The following is a 17,191-nucleotide window of genomic DNA, read 5'->3' as shown; positions in this document are numbered from 1 at the left end:
TTTCGGACAGGTTAGCATATAATAAGTGAAATACATTCAGAAACAGGCAGGAGTGGATCGCATGAGAGATGTAACTTTATTGGATATTTTTGAACACCGCATTGCACAGAAATATTTAAACCGCTCAGGACTAGCCCATGCGATTGCGGTAGCGTACCATGCTTTTCATTTGAGTAAGGAACATCAGCTTGATATTGATATTGCTGTTAAAGCAGGACTTCTACATGATATGGGTCACTATACGTGGTATAAGAACGGAAAGTGGGATTATGACCTGTATAAGCAGAATGATATCCATCCAATTAAGGGTGCGGAGCGGGCTCATAAACTTTTAATCCGTCTTGGTGAAAACCCCATAAAGGCAAAGTCAATCGCACTTGCCATTCTTTTTCATACGGATTCCTTTTTACCTTCGAATGATATCGTTAGGACACCTTTACAGCAGGTAGTGAAATGGGCTGACGAAAAGGATGAAGAAGAGGGTGGAATGCATCATTACCGAACAATTGATTATGATCGTGCCAGAGATAGTATCATTCGTTTAGACCAGTTAATTGATCATGAATATAATCCCGAATAAAAGAGGCAGTGCAGAGCACTGCCTCTAAACTTATTTAGGTGAAAAGCCTTCTTCCCGCATGAAGTTTACAGCTTCTTCATATGTATCAAAGCTTTCATCAAGGTTCAATCCAAAATATATATTCCACACTTCATTCTCATTGAGTAAAATGAGAACATTTCCCTCATTGTCGACCCAGCGTTCCTCTTTTAGATCACCAATGATTGCTTCCTCATTTGTTTCTTTTTCTAATGGCGATAGCGCTGTAATGGATGCAGTTAAAAGCCTCTTTAATTCTTCAGACGTAAAATCACGGATATTAACCATTCCTTTTTCATCTGTTTCATATTGATCCAAGTGCCCTGCATACACAAAACCATTGCCATTTGGATGAAGGTGATAAACAATGTTTTTCTTGTCAGAAATACTTTCTGGAAACTGGAAATTAACACGTTTTAGAGAAACATCTTTTCTCTCTAATTGTGGATATGATTCAATAATCGCTAATTTTTCATTAAATGTCAGCATATACTACTCCTTTTGTGTGTAACAAATATTCTCTTATCATACAGATATTTTTCCCAAACGTAAATCTGATTATATTTAAATAAATGAAAAGTGTTGAAAATTTATTAAAATGGTGTAAAATTACACTATATGGATAATAGTGTAAAAAATACATAATTAACATCTTATTCCAATGGGGGGAGTTTAAATGGATCCTAATATAAGGGAAGAGAGAAAAAGAATATTTAGAGATGAGTTATCCAAGTTAAAAGAAGGCGGATATCTTTCTGAAGCATTATTTGAGACCATTTCAAAGGCACACGATCAATTCCATCTAGATGTAATAAAAGATGAGGAGCCCCTCATCAAAATAAAATCAAGCGATATCAAACCAATGCCTGTAGTTTCTTCAAAACCGGTTAAGGTCAAAAAGACACTGACACCTGAAGAGATTCGGGAAAGAAACATCACTTGGTCGTTAAATATAGGAGTTATCTTCCTATTAATCGGTGGATTATTTGTGGCCACGAGTAATTGGGAATCAATGACAGGTGCTATGAAAAGCGGCTCGATTGCGATTGTTTCCTTATTATTTTATGGTATAGCTTTTTTTACTAAAAGAGTGTTACATATCGATAAAACTGCTTTTGCGTTTACTGTCCTTGGGAGTTTATTCTTGCCTATTTTCATTCTCTCCTTAGGTTGGTTTGGGCTCTTAGGGACGTATCTTTCGATTCAAGGCGGAGGCAGATATCTGCTTGGAATGCTCGTGAGCTTTCTGCCTCTGATCGTGTATATTTTATTTGCAAAGAATTTAAGTTCAAGGTTATTTGTTTGGTTTTCGTTTGTTTCATTTTCTATAGGCTTCGCCTTTATACTAGCAGCACTACATTTACAGGTTGATTTCTTTTATTTGGGTATGGTGCTTTTTAACGCGGTACTTATTGTTAGTTACCGACGAATCAAACATATTGATGTTCACCAAATATTTATAAAAGAATTTGTGCCTTATATCCAAGTTAATTTAGTTCTGACGACACTATTTATGCTCTTTCTATTTGATTATGAAGTGATCAACAGTATAAATATTCTGTTAACATCAGTGGTGTATTTATCCATGATGTATGTTACCGGCAGGAAAGAGTATCACTTCGTTTTTACTATTATGCTTGTTTATGGGGCCTATCAGCTGGTGGAAAATAGCTTCCTTGAACATGCAGGGGGGATTATCTATGCATTAGTAGCATTTGGTATAGCCTTTGTTCCTAATGTAATAAATGATCGATTTTCATTGGAAAAGGTTTTTCAATATACAAGTGCGATTATATCAGGCTTCGCTTTTATCTATATTAGTTTAGAAGGTATCTTGCTCCGTTCAGGAGAGCCTGCCATAGTGCTCATGCTTGCCTATCTCATCATGGCAGCGAATTTTATCTATCTATGCCGTCAGAGTTCCCGAAATATTTTTCCATACTTAAGTACACTCTTTTTATCTTCAGCTATTTATGAAGGGATTTCTTTAGCAGCTTATTCTTTCGAAGACATCAATTTCCCTCTAAGAGTATGTATGACAGGGTTTCTCTTGTTTATCCTATTTGGGATCGTTCATATATCTAAACATGTCCTCGTAATCCGGCATGCAGCAGTGGAAATGGGACTATCAATCATGGGTATAGCCATATTAAGCGCGATAGCCTTTGCCTATTGGTGGGAAATAGGTGTAATGCTCCTATTTTTAACAGTGGCAGCTTATTTGCTTCATCAATACCAAGAAAGAGCTTTTCTAAAGGAAGCGGCATTGTGGATATTGCCCAGTGGCCTCGGATTGTCGGTTGCAGCCTTTGGTGAGGAAATGAATGTAAACTCCCTTCAATATTTTTCTAACTATGGATATGCCGTTAATTTCGCAACAGGGGCAGTAATAGTTTTATTAACAAGTATTGTATGGGAAAAGGTAAATAAAAAAGGATTTTCAAGGAGTTCATTACTTATATCTCAGGCTCTTTATACATTGGCTCTATTTTTCTCAATGGTTAGTCCTATTAATCAGACATGGGTGCAGCCAATAGTTATGCTGTCGGGAATCGCGATGTACTCGTATTTTTATAAGATGATGAGGAAAAATTGGATTCCTTATTTCATCAGTGTTACGACACTTTTTTCTTATTTCTCTGTCATAAACGCTATAGCAGAGAAAATTTACTTTAACCAAGTTATAAATTCGCTAGTAGCAACTGTCTGCGCAATGATCTTATTAATCATTGCAGCCCTTTGGAGGAAAAAAGATCCAGACATTGAAGCTGCGTTTGCGTGGGTGGGCCATATTTTCTTACCTCTTGCTCTTGCCGTTACTTGGTTTGTCTATCATGCAGACTCAGTCTTCAGCTTTTTATTAGCGTTGGCAGGATATACAGTGAGCACAAAATGGGCTGTTGTGGAATGGAAATTGAAGTGTTTCCTTTACGGAAGTTTTACCACATTATTTTTGGTCATATCGACTGGAGTGGACAAATTCAATCTCCACATGAATGGAAGGTATGAATTCCCGATTACAAGTTTGCTGATATCCGGGTTGTTCTTAATAACCAATCAAGGATTTAAAAGGCGGATCACTTTTTATCTTGTACCATTTTCAACTATTGGTATAGGTTCTATGCTGGTAATCTATCCGTATGGTTTCATTCCATACCTGGTGACTTGCCTATATATCATTGGACTGCTGTGTTACTTGCATAAAGTTAAATGGGATATTTTTTGCCTTGTTCCTTTAGGATTCTCATTCATTGCCACGGTAGAATACACTTATGTCAGTGATTTGACTGAGCCGCAAAAAATGCTTACCTTTGCCATGGCAGGAATACTGTTACTTCTTATAGGTCAGGCCCTATACAAAAAGCTATTGGAACCTGCTGCTAAGTTTTGGGATATCAAAATGGATGGATATACAGTAATCGCTCTATTTTACTTCTCGTTTATGTACTCTTTAGAAAGTCAACAGATTTGGAGTAGTGTATTACCTGGTACGCTGATTGCTCTCTCTTTATGGCTCCAAAGAAAAAGAGTACCTGCAGAATTTTCAGCTTTCATAACCATTGCTGCAGGCGGATATTTGTTAGAGCCTTATTATGCCATTATTAGCAGGATATCTATCCCTTCATTATGGCAGAGTGAAGCAGCTGTGCTGCCCTTCATCGTCTTAGTCATTTTCATTCGGCATTGTCTGCATGGGAAATTTTCGAGGATTATAAAGGCGATCCAATGGCTGGTATTAGTGATCGTATCGTTGATTTTAATCCAGGATGCCATGACGAGTCATACCATCTATGATGCGATAATATTAGGATCACTTTCCTTGTTATCAATGGTGGCGGGGATGTATATACAAATAAAATCGTACTTTTTTGTGGGTGCAGGGGTTTTATTGTTAAATGTCTTTCTGCAAACAAGACCTTATTGGGGAAACATGCCATGGTGGGCATATCTGTTAATTGCAGGTCTTACCCTCATTACAATCGCTAGTTTTAATGAATGGCATAAACAAAAAGTCCAAAAGGGAGAATCCACTTTCATCACCTACATTAAAATGAACATTATTGGTAAAATAAGAAAGTGGGATTAGTAACTTACCTGTTAAAGCACCCCTTGTGTTGAATATTATTATAGAATCTGTTATAATAGTATTAACTTAATAAAACTGTTTTCGGAGGAGCCTGTCACCAAGGGATTATTATGTCCATTGGTTGACAGGCTCTTTTTGCTTTATAGGTATGAGTCTGTTGAAAAAATGACAGACTCTTTTTTATTTTCTAAAAAGAAAGGGATGATTCGATGGAATTAATTTTCGAATTAGCGATCATTTTATTTGCCAGCAAAATAGCAGGGGATCTAAGTGTTAAATTAGGCCAGCCGTCCGTTTTAGGAAAACTGCTTGTCGGTATTATTTTAGGTCCGGCAATGTTAGGCATTATTTCAGAAACCAAAACCTTAGAAGAATTAAGCCAAATTGGTGTTATTTTATTAATGTTCATAGCAGGTTTGGAAACGGATGTGGATGAATTTAAAAGGTCGGGGAAAGCTTCTGCCTTAGTAGGAATGAGTGGAATCATTGTTCCCTTTTTTGTTGGATATATAGCCGGGATCATTATGGATATGTCCACCTTCGAAGCATCGTTTTTAGGTTTATTACTCTCAGCTACAAGTGTAAGTATTTCTGTCCAGGCACTTAAAGAATTAGATAAAATGCAGTCAAAAGAAGGAACAGCCATTTTAGGTGCAGCTGTTATCGATGATGTGGTTGTCATTATTGCACTTGCCTTTTTAATGAGCATGGCAGGCGGAGAGATAAATTTGAGCATGGTCATCGTTAAAAAGATTCTCTTTTTTGCAGGAGCGTTACTTGCCTCATGGAAGTTAGTCCCATGGGTACTAAAAAGATTTGCCAAATTAAAGGTTACCGAGTCCGTGATTTCTGGCGCATTAATCATTTGCTTTTTATTTGCTTACATGGCAGAATTAACCGGAGTTGCTGCCATTATTGGGGCTTATATTGCAGGAGTGGCCATAAGTTTAACGAATTTTAAAAAGGAAGTCTTTAACAAGGTAGAAACAATTGGTTATTCGATTTTTGTACCTGTATTTTTTACTTCCATTGGCGTAAAAGCGAGCTTTGAAGGACTATCACAACATTTGGATACCATCATCGCTCTAAGTATTCTTGCCATCCTAACCAAATTAATTGGAGCTGCGGCAGGTGCCAAACTGGCAAAATTCTCATGGAGCAGTTCGCTTGGAATTGGTGCGGCAATGGTGTCAAGAGGAGAAGTGGCCTTAATAATTGCTGCGCTTGGTTTAGAGAGTAAGCTCATAAGCCAAGAACTTTTCGCCATCTTAGTAATCGTTGTGCTTGTTACTACCATAGTGACACCTCCAATGATGAAATACTTTTTTAACTATCGTGAAAGTCAAAAAAAAGTAAAAATAACTGCTTAGAAAATAAATATTTATAAATACCACCCCCATAATTTCCATTACATGCTCGAAAGGTTTAGTAGATTAATAATAACAAAAGCTCAATGGAGGTTAGATATGGGAATCCAATTAATTGATATCGACAAACTACTAGAAGCCACATCAGATCTAACATCTGAGAAAAACAATAATAAAGTGAAAAATGTGGAGATTGACCAACTTCTTGAAAATACCCGTAACTGGTAAGAAAATAACAAAATAAAATAATATTACAACATAAAAATACCTTCTACTAGATAGAGGGTATTTTTTCTTTTTAGCAAAGAAAAATTATGTATAAAACATTGCTAACTCTTGCATGATTCATACTTTAAGGGTTCGCTCCTTTAAAGCAAAAAAATATTTTTGTATTTTCTATTGCTTTTATCTAAAAAAGATACTAGAATAATAATAATTTTTAATATATAAAAAATAGTTAGAAAATTGGGGGAACATGTTCATGAAAAGAAAGGTAAAGGCAGTCTCGATTGCGTTAGCAGGAATGTTACTGTTAGCAGGATGCGGCTCTAAGGAATCTTCAGGAAGTTCGGAAAAGTCAGGGGCTGAAAAGGAATTTACGGTTGGTATTTCTCAGTTTGCACCACACCCGTCCTTAGATGCTGCAACGGAAGGATTTAAGAAAGCGCTTGAGGATAAGGGCTTAAAGGTTAAGTTTGACGAGCAAAATGCACAGGCAGATATGAATAATACACAAACGATCGCTGATAATTTTGTGGGTGATAAAGTAGATTTAATTTTTGCAAATGCTACACCAAGTGCAACTGCAGCTTTAAATGCTACCAAAGAAATTCCTATTATTTTTACATCAGTAACGGATCCAGTCGGAGCGGGGTTTGTTGAATCTTTTGATAAACCAGGTAATAATATTACAGGTACCACTGATAACCATCCTGATGCCACAAAGAAAACAATTAGCTTTATTACAGAAGAAGTAAAAGCCAAAAATGTTGGTGTGATTTTTAATTCAGGTGAACAGAATTCAGAGGTTCAAGTAAAAGAAGTAAAGAAACTCGTTGAGGAAAAAGGGGCTAAGCTCATTGAAGCTTCAGTGTCAAATACTTCAGAAGTGAAACAAGCAGCTGAGTCATTAGTTGGCCGTGTCGATGCCATTTACATACCTACTGACAATACGGTTGTTACCGCTCTTGATTCTGTTATTGCTGTAGCCAATAGTAAGAAAATTCCTCTTTTCGTTGGAGAACTTGATTCAATGAAAAAAGGGGCTGTAGCAGCTAGTGGTTTTAGTTACTATGATCTTGGTTATCAATCTGGAGTTATGGCTGCAGACATTTTATCCGGAAAGAAAAAGACTTCTGACATCCCAGTTGAGCTTCCAAAGAGCTTAAAACTAGTGATTAATAAGAAAGCAGCTGAAGCTCAAGGCTTAACAGTTAAGGAAGAGTGGAGTAAACTCGGCGAATTTTATGAAGGAAAATAATAGATAGAAAATGTTTCTTCAAGGAGGTAACCTTTACGGAGGTTAACTCCTTGATTTATTACAAAACAATTAAGCGTCGGGACTTATAAATTTATTTTGTGAGCAATTGACTTGGAGAAAGGATGTTCTAAATGTTTACAGCCATATTTGGATCGTTTGAAGCTGGCATCATCTATGCGATTATGGCACTGGGCGTCTATCTTTCCTTTCGTATTCTGGATTTTCCAGATTTAACGGTGGATGGAAGTTTTGTTACAGGGGCCGCTATTTCAGCAGTACTAATCGCAAATGGAGTAAACCCTTTTATAGCGACAATTACGGCATTATTTGCCGGGTTTGCTGCTGGGTGTATGACAGGTCTGCTGCATACGTTCGGAAAAATTAATAACTTACTTTCCGGTATTTTAATGATGATTGCCTTATATTCTATTAATTTACGGATTATGGGCCGTTCTAATATTCCTTTACTAAATACGGATACAGCCTTTACAAAAATCGGAGATCTATTTGAAAAATCGGGAATTGATGCATTTTTCAATCAAATCCTAACGATGGTTGGACTCGGTGACAGCCTGCCTGAAACATGGGGAATATTAATTTTTATGATCATCGTGACATTCGTAATCAAATTTTTAACCGATCTATTCTTGCGAACTGAAATTGGTCTTGCAATTAGGGCTACTGGCGATAATAAAAGAATGATTCGCAGTTTTTCGGCAAATACAAATATTCTAGTTGTTATCGGACTGGGTCTTTCAAATGCCTTAGTGGCCTTCTCAGGAGCACTCATTGCACAACAAGGTGGATTTGCCGATGTTGGAATGGGAATTGGAATGATTGTTATTGGTTTAGCATCAGTTATAATTGGTGAGGCACTTTTTGGTACAAAAACAATTGCAAGAACAACCCTTGCTGTTATTGGGGGATCTATTATTTATCGTATCGTCGTGACTTTGGCACTGCGAGCGGAATTCATGAGCCCTGGGGATATGAAGTTAATTACCGCAATTATTGTTATTATTGCCCTAACCGCACCGAAGATCATCGATGCTTCGAAGGAGAAAAAACGGAAAGCTAAAAGAAAAGCTGAGAGATTAACCTTGATTCAAGCTTCCGCAAATGGGAAGGGGGACAATCATGCTGCACTTAAATCAGATTCATAAAATTTTCAATGAGAGTACACCGGATGAGAAGATAGCGATTGATCATGTGAACCTCTCACTAAAACAAGGTGATTTTGTAACCGTTATTGGCAGTAATGGGGCAGGGAAATCAACATTAATGAACATCATCTCAGGGGTTTTAATTCCGGATGTCGGTGAAGTTCTTATTGGCGGGAAAAATGTGACAAGTATGTCAGAGTACAACCGTTCAAGGATGATTGGACGTGTGTTCCAGGATCCGATGGCAGGCACAGCTCCCAGTATGACGATTGAAGAGAATCTTGCAATGGCCTATTCACGAAATAAACCCAGAACACTGCGTAAAGGAGTCACGAAAAAAAGACGGGAATATTTCCGTGAAGTTCTTGAATCCCTGCATTTGGGATTAGAGAACCGTCTAAGTGCAAAGGTGGGATTGCTTTCAGGTGGTGAACGGCAGGCATTGTCCTTGTTAATGGCTACCTTCACTGAGCCTTCAATTCTCCTGCTTGATGAACATACGGCTGCACTTGATCCTTCACGTGCGGAGCTTATTACAAACTTAACGAAAGAAATTGTAGCTAAATATAATCTGACCACATTAATGGTTACACACAATATGCAGCAAGCGATCGACCTTGGAAACCGGTTGATTATGATGGATAAGGGTCAAATTATTTTAGAAGTGAACGAAGAGGAAAAACAAAAACTAACAATTGAAGGATTGTTAAGCGAATTTAAACGAATTCGCGGTACGCAAATGGCTAGTGACCGGGCCATTCTTGGATAATATCAAAAAAGTTTTTTACATTTTTAGACAAGTGTTTTATATCAGGTTCATAAACAGTGAAAACATGCCTTTATAAAGGTGTGTTTTTTGTTCTTTTCGGAAAATAAATGAGTTATTTAAGCATCATTCTTTACTGCCTAAAAGCGTTATTGCTTTACTTCTAACTCTTGAGGGGACAAAACTGCTTCCATTAAAATAGAATCAGTATCATCTGTATTCATCGAGAAATGGGGGGCATTTGATGAAGGATAAGAGAGTAAGAGCAGAGAAGCTGGCCAATGATTTTTTTCCGGTACGTGATGTCGATTTTATTGAAATCTATACAGGTAATGCAAAACAAGCCTGTCACTTTTTTTGTACTGCATACGGCTTCCAGCCTGTTGCGTACTCAGGTCTTGAAACCGGCAATCGTGAAACCGCTTCCTATTGTATAAAACAACGAAATCTTCGGATTGTATTGACGGGTTCCTATACAGAAGACAGTAAAGTTGCACAGTTTGTCAAAAAACATGGAGATGGCGTAAAGGATGTAGCACTACTAGTAGATGACGTGGAAAAGGCGTTTGGAGAAGCGGTTAATAGAGGTGCCATTGCGCTTGCAGCTCCGCATGAAATAAAGGATACGTTTGGGGTGGTTAAAAAGGCTGTTATCGGGACCTATGGGGATACGGTTCATACATTAATTGAACGTAAACAGTATCAAGGAGCGTTTTTACCAGGGTATGTACCTTTTTCTGCTGACTTGCCGATTGAAGATGCTGGTTTAATTGGAATCGACCATGTAGTTGGCAACGTCGAACGGATGGAGGAATGGGTAGAATATTATTCAAAGGTCATGGGCTTCATTGAAATGAAACATTTTTCCGATAAAGATATTACTACGGAATACTCTGCACTTATGTCTAAGGTCATGCATAATGGCGGACGGATCAAGTTCCCGATTAATGAACCAGCCGAAGGAAAGCGAAAATCACAAATTCAGGAATTTCTAGAGTTCAACAATGGTCCGGGAGTACAGCATTTGGCCGTTTTAACGGAAGATATTGTTTCGACTGTAACGACGTTGAAAAAAAATGGCGTGGACTTCCTTAAAACACCAGACACTTATTATGAGTCATTGGCGGAGCGGATAGGAAAAATAGATGAAGAGATAGAAAAGCTTCGCGAGCTTAATATCTTAGTAGATAGGGATGATGAGGGGTACTTACTGCAGATTTTCACTAAACCTATTGTTGACCGTCCAACGTTATTTATCGAAATCATCCAACGTAAAGGCGCCCGGGGCTTTGGCGAAGGGAACTTTAAAGCGCTGTTTGAATCGATTGAGCGTGAACAAGAACGACGCGGCAACCTCTAAAAAATAGGTCAATAATCCAGATGGGAGAGCTCGAGTGAAGTTTATCACTTTTGAAAGAAGCGGCGGAAAGATTAGTGCAGGATGGTTAATAGATGAAAATCATGCAGTGGACATGTGTGAGGCTACCGGCGGTCGGCTTCCTGACAATCTATTACAATTTTTAGAAAATAGCAGTGATAATTTGAAGCTGGCAAAAAGGATGTGTCTGCTTCCGGGTAACAAGGGAGTTTATCCATTAAAAGAGCTTCGTTTAAAAGCACCGCTTCCTAATCCGAGAAGTTTTCGGGATTTTTATGCGTTTGAGCAGCATGTGAGGAAGGCGCGGGAAAAGCGGGGGCTGCAAGTAGTACCAGAATGGTATAAGATTCCGGTATTTTATTTTTCCAATCACCTGGCGATTAGCGGGCCAGAGCATAAAATCGTGAGGCCAAAAAATTGCTATGCCCTCGATTACGAACTCGAAATTGCTTGTATTATTGGAAAGAAAGGCAGGGATATCCCTCCGGAAAAAGCAGAGGAATATATTTTCGGATATTGTATTTTAAATGACTGGAGTGCAAGGGACCTGCAGCGAGAAGAAATGAAGGTGGGCCTAGGTCCGGCTAAGGGAAAGGATTTCTCCACCACGATCGGTCCGTGGATTGTCACGAGTGATGAACTAGAACCGCTTAAGAAAGATGGCAGGATTAATCTCTCTATGAAGGCTCGTGTGAACGGAAATTTGCTCTCAGAGGGGAATATGAAGGATATTTATTATTCCTTTACAGAGATGATTTCAAGGGCTTCACAGGGGGTAACCCTTTATCCAGGTGAATTGATTGGCTCTGGAACCGTTGGAACAGGCTGTATTCTAGAGCTTGGCCCTGAGGTACACGCTTGGCTCGAACCAGGTGATCAAGTAGAACTGGAGATTGATCATCTAGGCACTTTAAAGAATACCGTAATTGATGGAAAAGAGGCGATATAATGTACTATCGTCAAATGGGAAAAATCCCTCATAAACGGCATACGATGTTTAAAAAGACTGATGGGAGCCTCTTCCGGGAACAGGTAATGGGAACGCGCGGATTCTCAGGAACACAGTCCATTTTGTACCATCACCATATGCCAACGGAAGTAATTAGCTCAAAATTAGTGGGCAGTTATTTGCCAGAATATGAGGAACAGCAGGAAATAAAACACCGTCACTTTTTTACTAGTAAGATCCATCGTGAGGGAGACGCACTGAAAGCAAGAACGTATTTAATGGGAAATCAGGATTTACTAATTGGAACAGCAAACGTTACCGAACCAATGTCAAGTTTCTACCGTAATGGTGAGGGTGATGAATTGTTATTCATTCATTATGGTTCCGGAAAGCTCGAGACCATGTTCGGTACCATCTCCTATCGCGAAGGTGACTATTTAATTGTCCCGATTGGGACTATATATCGCATCATTCCTAATGAACAGGAGATGACTAAAATCCTGTTTATTGAATCGTTTAGTCAGATTACCACACCTAGGCGATATCGAAATGAGTATGGGCAGCTCTTGGAGCATAGCCCCTTTTGTGAGAGGGATATTCGGGGGCCAGAAACATTGGATACGATAGCACTAAAAGGGGAATTTGAGATTCTAACAAAGTCGAGAGGTGTGATTTCCTCTCATATTCTGGGTCATCATCCATTTGATGTGGAAGGATGGGACGGTTATCTATATCCTTTTGCATTCAATATTGAGGATTTTGAGCCTATAACAGGTAGAGTCCACCAGCCGCCGCCGGTCCACCAAACTTTTGAGGGTAATAATTTTGTTGTTTGTTCATTCGTTCCAAGGCTGTTTGATTATCATCCTGATGCAATACCAGCCCCATATTACCATAGCAATGTAAATAGTGATGAACTCCTCTACTATGTAAAAGGCAGCTTTATGAGCCGAAATGGAGTCCAAGAGGGATCGATGACACTACATCCGGGAGGAATTCCGCATGGACCGCACCCCGGGAAGGTAGAAGCAAGTATTGGGAAAAAAGAGACGTTGGAACTTGCTGTCATGATTGACACCTTTCATCCATTAAGTATTGTCGAGGCGGTGCAGGACATTGAGGATCCTGCCTATATGTATTCATGGTATAAATAAATTGGCCAAACAATCCAACGATTCCGGTTGGGTTGTTTTTTTTCATTTGGAAAAAGTGGTATTGTAGTATTATACGTATTTTCTAATAGATATAAAGTGAGGTGAAATTATGGATTTAGATTCCGTTTTAGCCAAATTAAAAAGTCATACTCCAAAGATTTTGGGCAGTGAAAGATATTCGAGGTATGCTGTACTGGTGCCTTTATTAGAAAAGGAGGATGGCATCCATGTTTTATTTGAAGTGCGTTCAATGGAATTAAGAAGGCAGCCTGGGGAGATCTGTTTTCCGGGTGGCAGAATCGACGCACAGGATGTGGATGAAGAAGATGCGGCAATTCGTGAGACCATGGAAGAGCTGGGGTTAAATAAACATGATATTACAAGTGTCTATCCTTTAGATTATATGATTTCCCCTTTCGGAATGATGATCTTTCCTTATATGGGTTACATTAACGACATTGGAAAAATACAGCCCAACCCTTCAGAGGTTGGAGAAATCTTCACCGTTCCCTTGTCATACTTAATCCATAATGAGCCAGAAATTCATCGAGTCGCAATGAAAATGGAGCCCGAGGAAAATTTTCCGTTCGATTTAATCCCGGGTGGTGAAAAATATAACTGGCGCGCTAGATCAATGGAAGAATATTTTTATCGCTATGGTGATAAAGCAATTTGGGGGCTGACAGCTAGGATTTTGGCTCATTTCATTGAGATTATTCGATGAGCCGTTATGTTACTATTTTAAAAAAGAGATAAAGCGATCAAACAGTGTCTAGCTTACGTTTTTGTTTATTATAAAAAGACAATTGTCCTTTTTGGAAGGACGATTGTCTGTTATACATGGGAAAAACTCTTGATTATTTTCTAAATTGTAATAAAATTAAAATTATATTTTTATAGAGTAGGGGATGTATCATGAAGGTAGTAAAGTTTGGCGGATCCTCTTTAGCTTCCGGACAACAGCTAGAGAAAGTATTCAAAATAGTCACTGCTGATCCTGAACGTAAGGTTGTTGTGGTATCAGCTCCGGGTAAGAGATATTCTGATGATACAAAGGTAACAGATTTATTGATTGAATGTGCGGAATACAGTCTGCAAAACCAAGATCCGATGGAAAAGATTAATTCCGTACTTGAAAGATATTCAGCGATTGCAGAGGAATTAACGCTTTCAGAGAGCGTCATCCGTGAAATTCATGATGATTTATTATCCAGAATTGCTAGTGACAAAACGAAACCAGATCGGTTTATCGACTTGTTAAAAGCTAGCGGTGAAGATAATAATGCAAAGTTGGTTGCTGCCTATTTTCAATCCAAGGGAGTAGAGGCACATTATATCGATCCTAAAGAGGCTGGTCTTCTAGTAAGCGATGAACCAGGAAATGCACAAGCCTTACCTGAATCCTATGACAGATTATACTCTTTGAATGAAAAGTCCGGTATTTTAATTTTCCCAGGATTTTTCGGTTATAGTGAAAGTGGAGAGGTGTTCACCTTCTCAAGGAGCGGTTCAGATATTACCGGGTCCATTCTTGCCAATGCTTTAAAAGCAGACTTATATGAGAACTTTACCGATGTGGATGCGGTCTATTCAGTTAATCCATCAATTGTAAAAAAACCAAAAGAAATTAAAGAATTAACATACCGGGAAATGCGTGAACTTTCGTATGCCGGATTTACTGTGCTGCATGACGAAGCCTTGGTTCCAGCCTTTAGAGCAGGAATTCCTGTAAATATTAAGAATACAAATAACCCGGCGGCGCCTGGAACGCTGATTGTGAATCAGCGTGACAATACAAATGGACCTGTTATAGGCATTGCTAGTGATAAAGGATTCTGCAGTATTTATGTCAGCAAATACTTAATGAACCGGGAAATCGGTTTCGGTCGCAAGCTGTTAGGAGTATTAGAGGATTATGGACTATCTTATGAACATACACCATCAGGAATAGATGATGTATCGGTTATTTTAAGAGAAAATCAATTTAATGATAACATCTTAGATGAAGTCATTAGCAGGATCAAAAATGAACTGCATGCGGATGAAGTGAAAATAGCCCACAGTCTTGCTCTTATTATGGTAGTTGGGGAAGGCATGCGGCATAATGTCGGTACGATGGCAAGAGCTTCTAAGGCACTCGCTAAGGCAAGCGTTAATATTGAAATGATTAACCAAGGTTCATCTGAGGTTAGTATGATGTTTGGGGTTAAAGAAGTAGATGAAAAGCGGGCTGTACAGGCTCTTTATGAGGAGTTTTTTGCTCCAGTAACAGTTTGATTGAAGGTGGAAAAAAGGTACGTTAAATAGTGCGTACCTTTTTTAATTTTATTTTTGTTCGGATGAAGGCCCATACAGCGATCGCAAGTCCACCAATCGTATCTGCAATTAAATCTGTCATCGTATCTTTATTTCCTCCACCTTGGAGGGTCATCTTAAAAAATTGGTCGCAGCTAAACTCATAGACCTCCCATAAAACCCCTCCAAAAGCGGCAAACGAAGCGGTAAATAGGAACACAAACCATGGAGAAATTTCATACCCTGCATCCCTGTGAATGAGCCTTTCATATAAGGCAATGCCTGCAAAAGCAATGATGGCACCGCTGACGAAATGCATAAAGGTATCCCACCATCCAAGACCATACCAGCCTAATATAGAACCCAAATATTGTGAACCGATCAAGAAAATGATATAAGAAAAAACGATGGGAAGGTTAAATTGAAGCTTTGTAAACAGGGCTAATACAAGCGGGACTGCTCCGCAAACAATCCCACCCATCGCCACGGTAGATTTAAAGGATTCACCAATATTACGATAATACACTGCTAAAATGACCATGAATACGACATATAATAGACTAATGACCATGACAAGTTTTCTTTTCATCGATGCACCTCTATTTAAAGACTTCTTTTTCTAAACATAGCTAAAACGGCGGTTATAAGTCCGCCTGCGAAGCCGCATATAAGATCATACATGGTATCCTTATTGCCGCCTCTTTGCATCGTATGGGTAAGGGTAAGATCACCGACAAACTCATAAATCTCCCAAAGAACACTTGAAAAAACGGCTAATGAAAGAATAAACAAAAATATAATCCCAAAGGAAACGCTGCTTCTTGCTGGTGGGGGTATCCAATATTTAAAAAGGCTTATTGCCACAAACCCAATATACATTCCCTTAAAAAAGTGAAGAGTGGAATCCCACCATTTTAAGTGTAAATAAAAGCTTGAGATGGAGCCTAAATATAAGGAACAAAATAAGAATAAATAATAACCGGTAATAATAGAAACATTAAATGGATTTTTTCTCATCTTTAATAAACAGAGAGGCAGCAGACTGACTAAAATACCTCCTAAGGCTACCTGCCATCTTGTATGGTCATGTTTTATAAGATAATAAATAAACAATCCGCTCATTCCCAGACAAAACAAAATACTTAAACTAATAATAACCTTCTTTTTCATCCGTTCACCTCATAGTAAAACCATTCCTTTCAATTATGTCCAAAAGTAATAAAAAATAAAGGTATGGTTCAACTCGCAAACGGGAAGAAGAAACGGTATAGTAATAATGCAGAATAAAATTATTAGAGATGAAAATTGGTGATGTTTTCAATGCAAAAGGCGCAAATTCCAACATATGAACGGATAGCCATAGACTTAGCAAATCGGATCTACGATGGAAAGTTTAAAGTAGGGGAAAAGATACATGGCAGGTCCACCCTTGCAAGTGAATATAAGGTCTCTCCGGAAACGGTCCGAAGAGCCATAAAAATACTTGAAGATGTAGAGATTGTCCAATCCACAAAAGGTAGTGGGATCGTCATCTCATCAAGAGAAAATGCTTATAAATATATTCACCGTTTTTCCAATTTAGCAAGTATTAAGGATCTGGAGAAACAAATGAACGGCCTCATTACGGAAAGAAATAGGCTCGATGAGGAGCTTTTTGATACATTGAGAAAAATCATGGACTACTCTGGGAAGCTAAGGCACACGAATCCATTAGCGCCTATTGAAGTCGAGATTTTTCCGGGCTGCAGTCATATTGGAAAAACGATTTCAGAAGTGAAATTTTGGCAGAATACAGGAGGGACGGTGATAGGGATGAAGCGTAAAGGGGAATTGGTCATCTCACCCGGACCGTATGCGCTAATTCTTGAGGGGGATGTCTTACTTGTAATCGGGGATGATGAGACATACGACAGGGTCGTTCATTTCTTAGAGGATTAGGCACTAAAAGCATGCA

16 protein-coding genes are annotated in these 17,191 nt (G+C 38.6%); 13 read left to right on the top strand and 3 right to left on the bottom strand.

Translation table 11 applies throughout. The features are described 5' to 3' along the window. Positions 1–61 precede the first annotated feature (61 nt). A complete protein-coding gene (locus GXK58_RS06545; RefSeq protein ID WP_160721038.1) occupies positions 62–580 on the top strand; it encodes an HD domain-containing protein in 519 nt (172 codons plus the stop codon). 30 nt (positions 581–610) lie between these two features. Here GXK58_RS06545 and GXK58_RS06540 read toward each other — a convergent pair whose 3' ends face one another. After that, positions 611–1,087: a hypothetical protein gene (locus GXK58_RS06540; RefSeq protein ID WP_160721036.1), complete on the bottom strand. Its 477-nt coding sequence runs from the start codon at positions 1,085–1,087 to the stop codon at positions 611–613. Between the two features lie 187 nt (positions 1,088–1,274). On the opposite strand from GXK58_RS06540, the gene GXK58_RS06535 reads away from it, so the two are divergent. The 11 genes from GXK58_RS06535 (at position 1,275) to GXK58_RS06490 (ending at position 15,219) form a co-directional block, all read left to right on the top strand. Further along, a complete protein-coding gene (locus tag GXK58_RS06535) occupies positions 1,275–4,685 on the top strand; it encodes a hypothetical protein (protein ID WP_160721034.1) in 3,411 nt (1,136 codons plus the stop codon). A 209-nt stretch (positions 4,686–4,894) separates the two neighbouring features. Continuing rightward, on the top strand, positions 4,895–6,055 hold the full coding sequence (locus tag GXK58_RS06530; RefSeq protein ID WP_160721032.1) for a cation:proton antiporter: 1,161 nt from the start codon (positions 4,895–4,897) through the stop codon (positions 6,053–6,055). A 96-nt stretch (positions 6,056–6,151) separates the two neighbouring features. Further along, positions 6,152–6,280: a hypothetical protein gene (locus tag GXK58_RS27485; RefSeq protein ID WP_272928126.1), complete on the top strand. Its 129-nt coding sequence runs from the start codon at positions 6,152–6,154 to the stop codon at positions 6,278–6,280. Positions 6,281–6,533: 253 nt separating this feature from the next. Further along, positions 6,534–7,532: an ABC transporter substrate-binding protein gene (locus tag GXK58_RS06525; RefSeq protein WP_160721030.1), complete on the top strand. Its 999-nt coding sequence runs from the start codon at positions 6,534–6,536 to the stop codon at positions 7,530–7,532. A gap of 131 nt (positions 7,533–7,663) precedes the next feature. Further along, a complete protein-coding gene (locus tag GXK58_RS06520) occupies positions 7,664–8,695 on the top strand; it encodes an ABC transporter permease (RefSeq protein WP_160721029.1) in 1,032 nt (343 codons plus the stop codon). Continuing rightward, entirely contained in the window at positions 8,670–9,464 is a 795-nt protein-coding gene (locus GXK58_RS06515; RefSeq protein ID WP_160721027.1) for an ABC transporter ATP-binding protein, read from the top strand. Before GXK58_RS06520 ends, GXK58_RS06515 begins: the two co-directional genes overlap by 26 nt. Positions 9,465–9,705: 241 nt before the next feature. Beyond that, complete coding sequence (gene hppD, locus GXK58_RS06510) at positions 9,706–10,821, top strand: 4-hydroxyphenylpyruvate dioxygenase (protein WP_160721026.1); 1,116 nt, start codon at positions 9,706–9,708, stop codon at positions 10,819–10,821. A gap of 34 nt (positions 10,822–10,855) precedes the next feature. Beyond that, positions 10,856–11,788, top strand: coding sequence for a fumarylacetoacetate hydrolase family protein (locus tag GXK58_RS06505; RefSeq protein ID WP_160721024.1), 933 nt, complete (start codon positions 10,856–10,858; stop codon positions 11,786–11,788). Next, positions 11,788–12,942, top strand: coding sequence for a homogentisate 1,2-dioxygenase (locus tag GXK58_RS06500; RefSeq protein WP_160721023.1), 1,155 nt, complete (start codon positions 11,788–11,790; stop codon positions 12,940–12,942). Before GXK58_RS06505 ends, GXK58_RS06500 begins: the two co-directional genes overlap by 1 nt. A gap of 109 nt (positions 12,943–13,051) precedes the next feature. Continuing rightward, positions 13,052–13,666, top strand: coding sequence for an NUDIX hydrolase (locus tag GXK58_RS06495; RefSeq protein WP_160721021.1), 615 nt, complete (start codon positions 13,052–13,054; stop codon positions 13,664–13,666). A gap of 191 nt (positions 13,667–13,857) precedes the next feature. Next, positions 13,858–15,219, top strand: coding sequence for an aspartate kinase (locus GXK58_RS06490; RefSeq protein ID WP_160721020.1), 1,362 nt, complete (start codon positions 13,858–13,860; stop codon positions 15,217–15,219). Positions 15,220–15,241: 22 nt separating this feature from the next. Here the strand turns inward: GXK58_RS06490 and GXK58_RS06485 are convergent, their stop codons facing one another. Together GXK58_RS06485 and GXK58_RS06480 are read right to left on the bottom strand one after the other, a co-directional pair. Beyond that, positions 15,242–15,826, bottom strand: a complete 585-nt coding sequence (locus tag GXK58_RS06485) for a hypothetical protein (RefSeq protein ID WP_160721018.1) — start codon at positions 15,824–15,826, stop codon at positions 15,242–15,244. A gap of 14 nt (positions 15,827–15,840) precedes the next feature. Then, positions 15,841–16,407, bottom strand: coding sequence for a membrane-spanning protein (locus GXK58_RS06480; RefSeq protein ID WP_160721017.1), 567 nt, complete (start codon positions 16,405–16,407; stop codon positions 15,841–15,843). 150 nt (positions 16,408–16,557) lie between these two features. Between GXK58_RS06480 and GXK58_RS06475 the strand changes: the two genes are divergently transcribed. After that, positions 16,558–17,175 (top strand): TrkA C-terminal domain-containing protein, encoded by a 618-nt coding sequence (locus tag GXK58_RS06475; RefSeq protein ID WP_160721015.1) that lies wholly within the window; start codon positions 16,558–16,560, stop codon positions 17,173–17,175. Positions 17,176–17,191 lie beyond the last annotated feature (16 nt).

The sequence above is a fragment of the Bacillus sp. USDA818B3_A genome, from assembly GCF_009928415.1.
Taxonomy (GTDB): domain Bacteria; phylum Bacillota; class Bacilli; order Bacillales; family Cytobacillaceae; genus Neobacillus.
This window is presented reverse-complemented; position numbering and strand designations above follow the sequence as displayed.

Excerpts from the sequence above, each read along its gene's own strand:
- GXK58_RS06545 (WP_160721038.1), top strand. The coding sequence starts at position 62 with ATGAGAGATGTAACTTTATTGGATATTTTTGAACACCGCATTGCACAG.
- GXK58_RS06540 (WP_160721036.1), bottom strand. The coding sequence starts at position 1,087 with ATGCTGACATTTAATGAAAAATTAGCGATTATTGAATCATATCCACAA.
- GXK58_RS06535 (WP_160721034.1), top strand. The coding sequence starts at position 1,275 with ATGGATCCTAATATAAGGGAAGAGAGAAAAAGAATATTTAGAGATGAG.
- GXK58_RS06530 (WP_160721032.1), top strand. The coding sequence starts at position 4,895 with ATGGAATTAATTTTCGAATTAGCGATCATTTTATTTGCCAGCAAAATA.
- GXK58_RS27485 (WP_272928126.1), top strand. The coding sequence starts at position 6,152 with ATGGGAATCCAATTAATTGATATCGACAAACTACTAGAAGCCACATCA.
- GXK58_RS06525 (WP_160721030.1), top strand. The coding sequence starts at position 6,534 with ATGAAAAGAAAGGTAAAGGCAGTCTCGATTGCGTTAGCAGGAATGTTA.
- GXK58_RS06520 (WP_160721029.1), top strand. The coding sequence starts at position 7,664 with ATGTTTACAGCCATATTTGGATCGTTTGAAGCTGGCATCATCTATGCG.
- GXK58_RS06515 (WP_160721027.1), top strand. The coding sequence starts at position 8,670 with ATGCTGCACTTAAATCAGATTCATAAAATTTTCAATGAGAGTACACCG.
- hppD (WP_160721026.1), top strand. The coding sequence starts at position 9,706 with ATGAAGGATAAGAGAGTAAGAGCAGAGAAGCTGGCCAATGATTTTTTT.
- GXK58_RS06500 (WP_160721023.1), top strand. The coding sequence starts at position 11,788 with ATGTACTATCGTCAAATGGGAAAAATCCCTCATAAACGGCATACGATG.
- GXK58_RS06495 (WP_160721021.1), top strand. The coding sequence starts at position 13,052 with ATGGATTTAGATTCCGTTTTAGCCAAATTAAAAAGTCATACTCCAAAG.
- GXK58_RS06490 (WP_160721020.1), top strand. The coding sequence starts at position 13,858 with ATGAAGGTAGTAAAGTTTGGCGGATCCTCTTTAGCTTCCGGACAACAG.
- GXK58_RS06485 (WP_160721018.1), bottom strand. The coding sequence starts at position 15,826 with ATGAAAAGAAAACTTGTCATGGTCATTAGTCTATTATATGTCGTATTC.
- GXK58_RS06480 (WP_160721017.1), bottom strand. The coding sequence starts at position 16,407 with ATGAAAAAGAAGGTTATTATTAGTTTAAGTATTTTGTTTTGTCTGGGA.
- GXK58_RS06475 (WP_160721015.1), top strand. The coding sequence starts at position 16,558 with ATGCAAAAGGCGCAAATTCCAACATATGAACGGATAGCCATAGACTTA.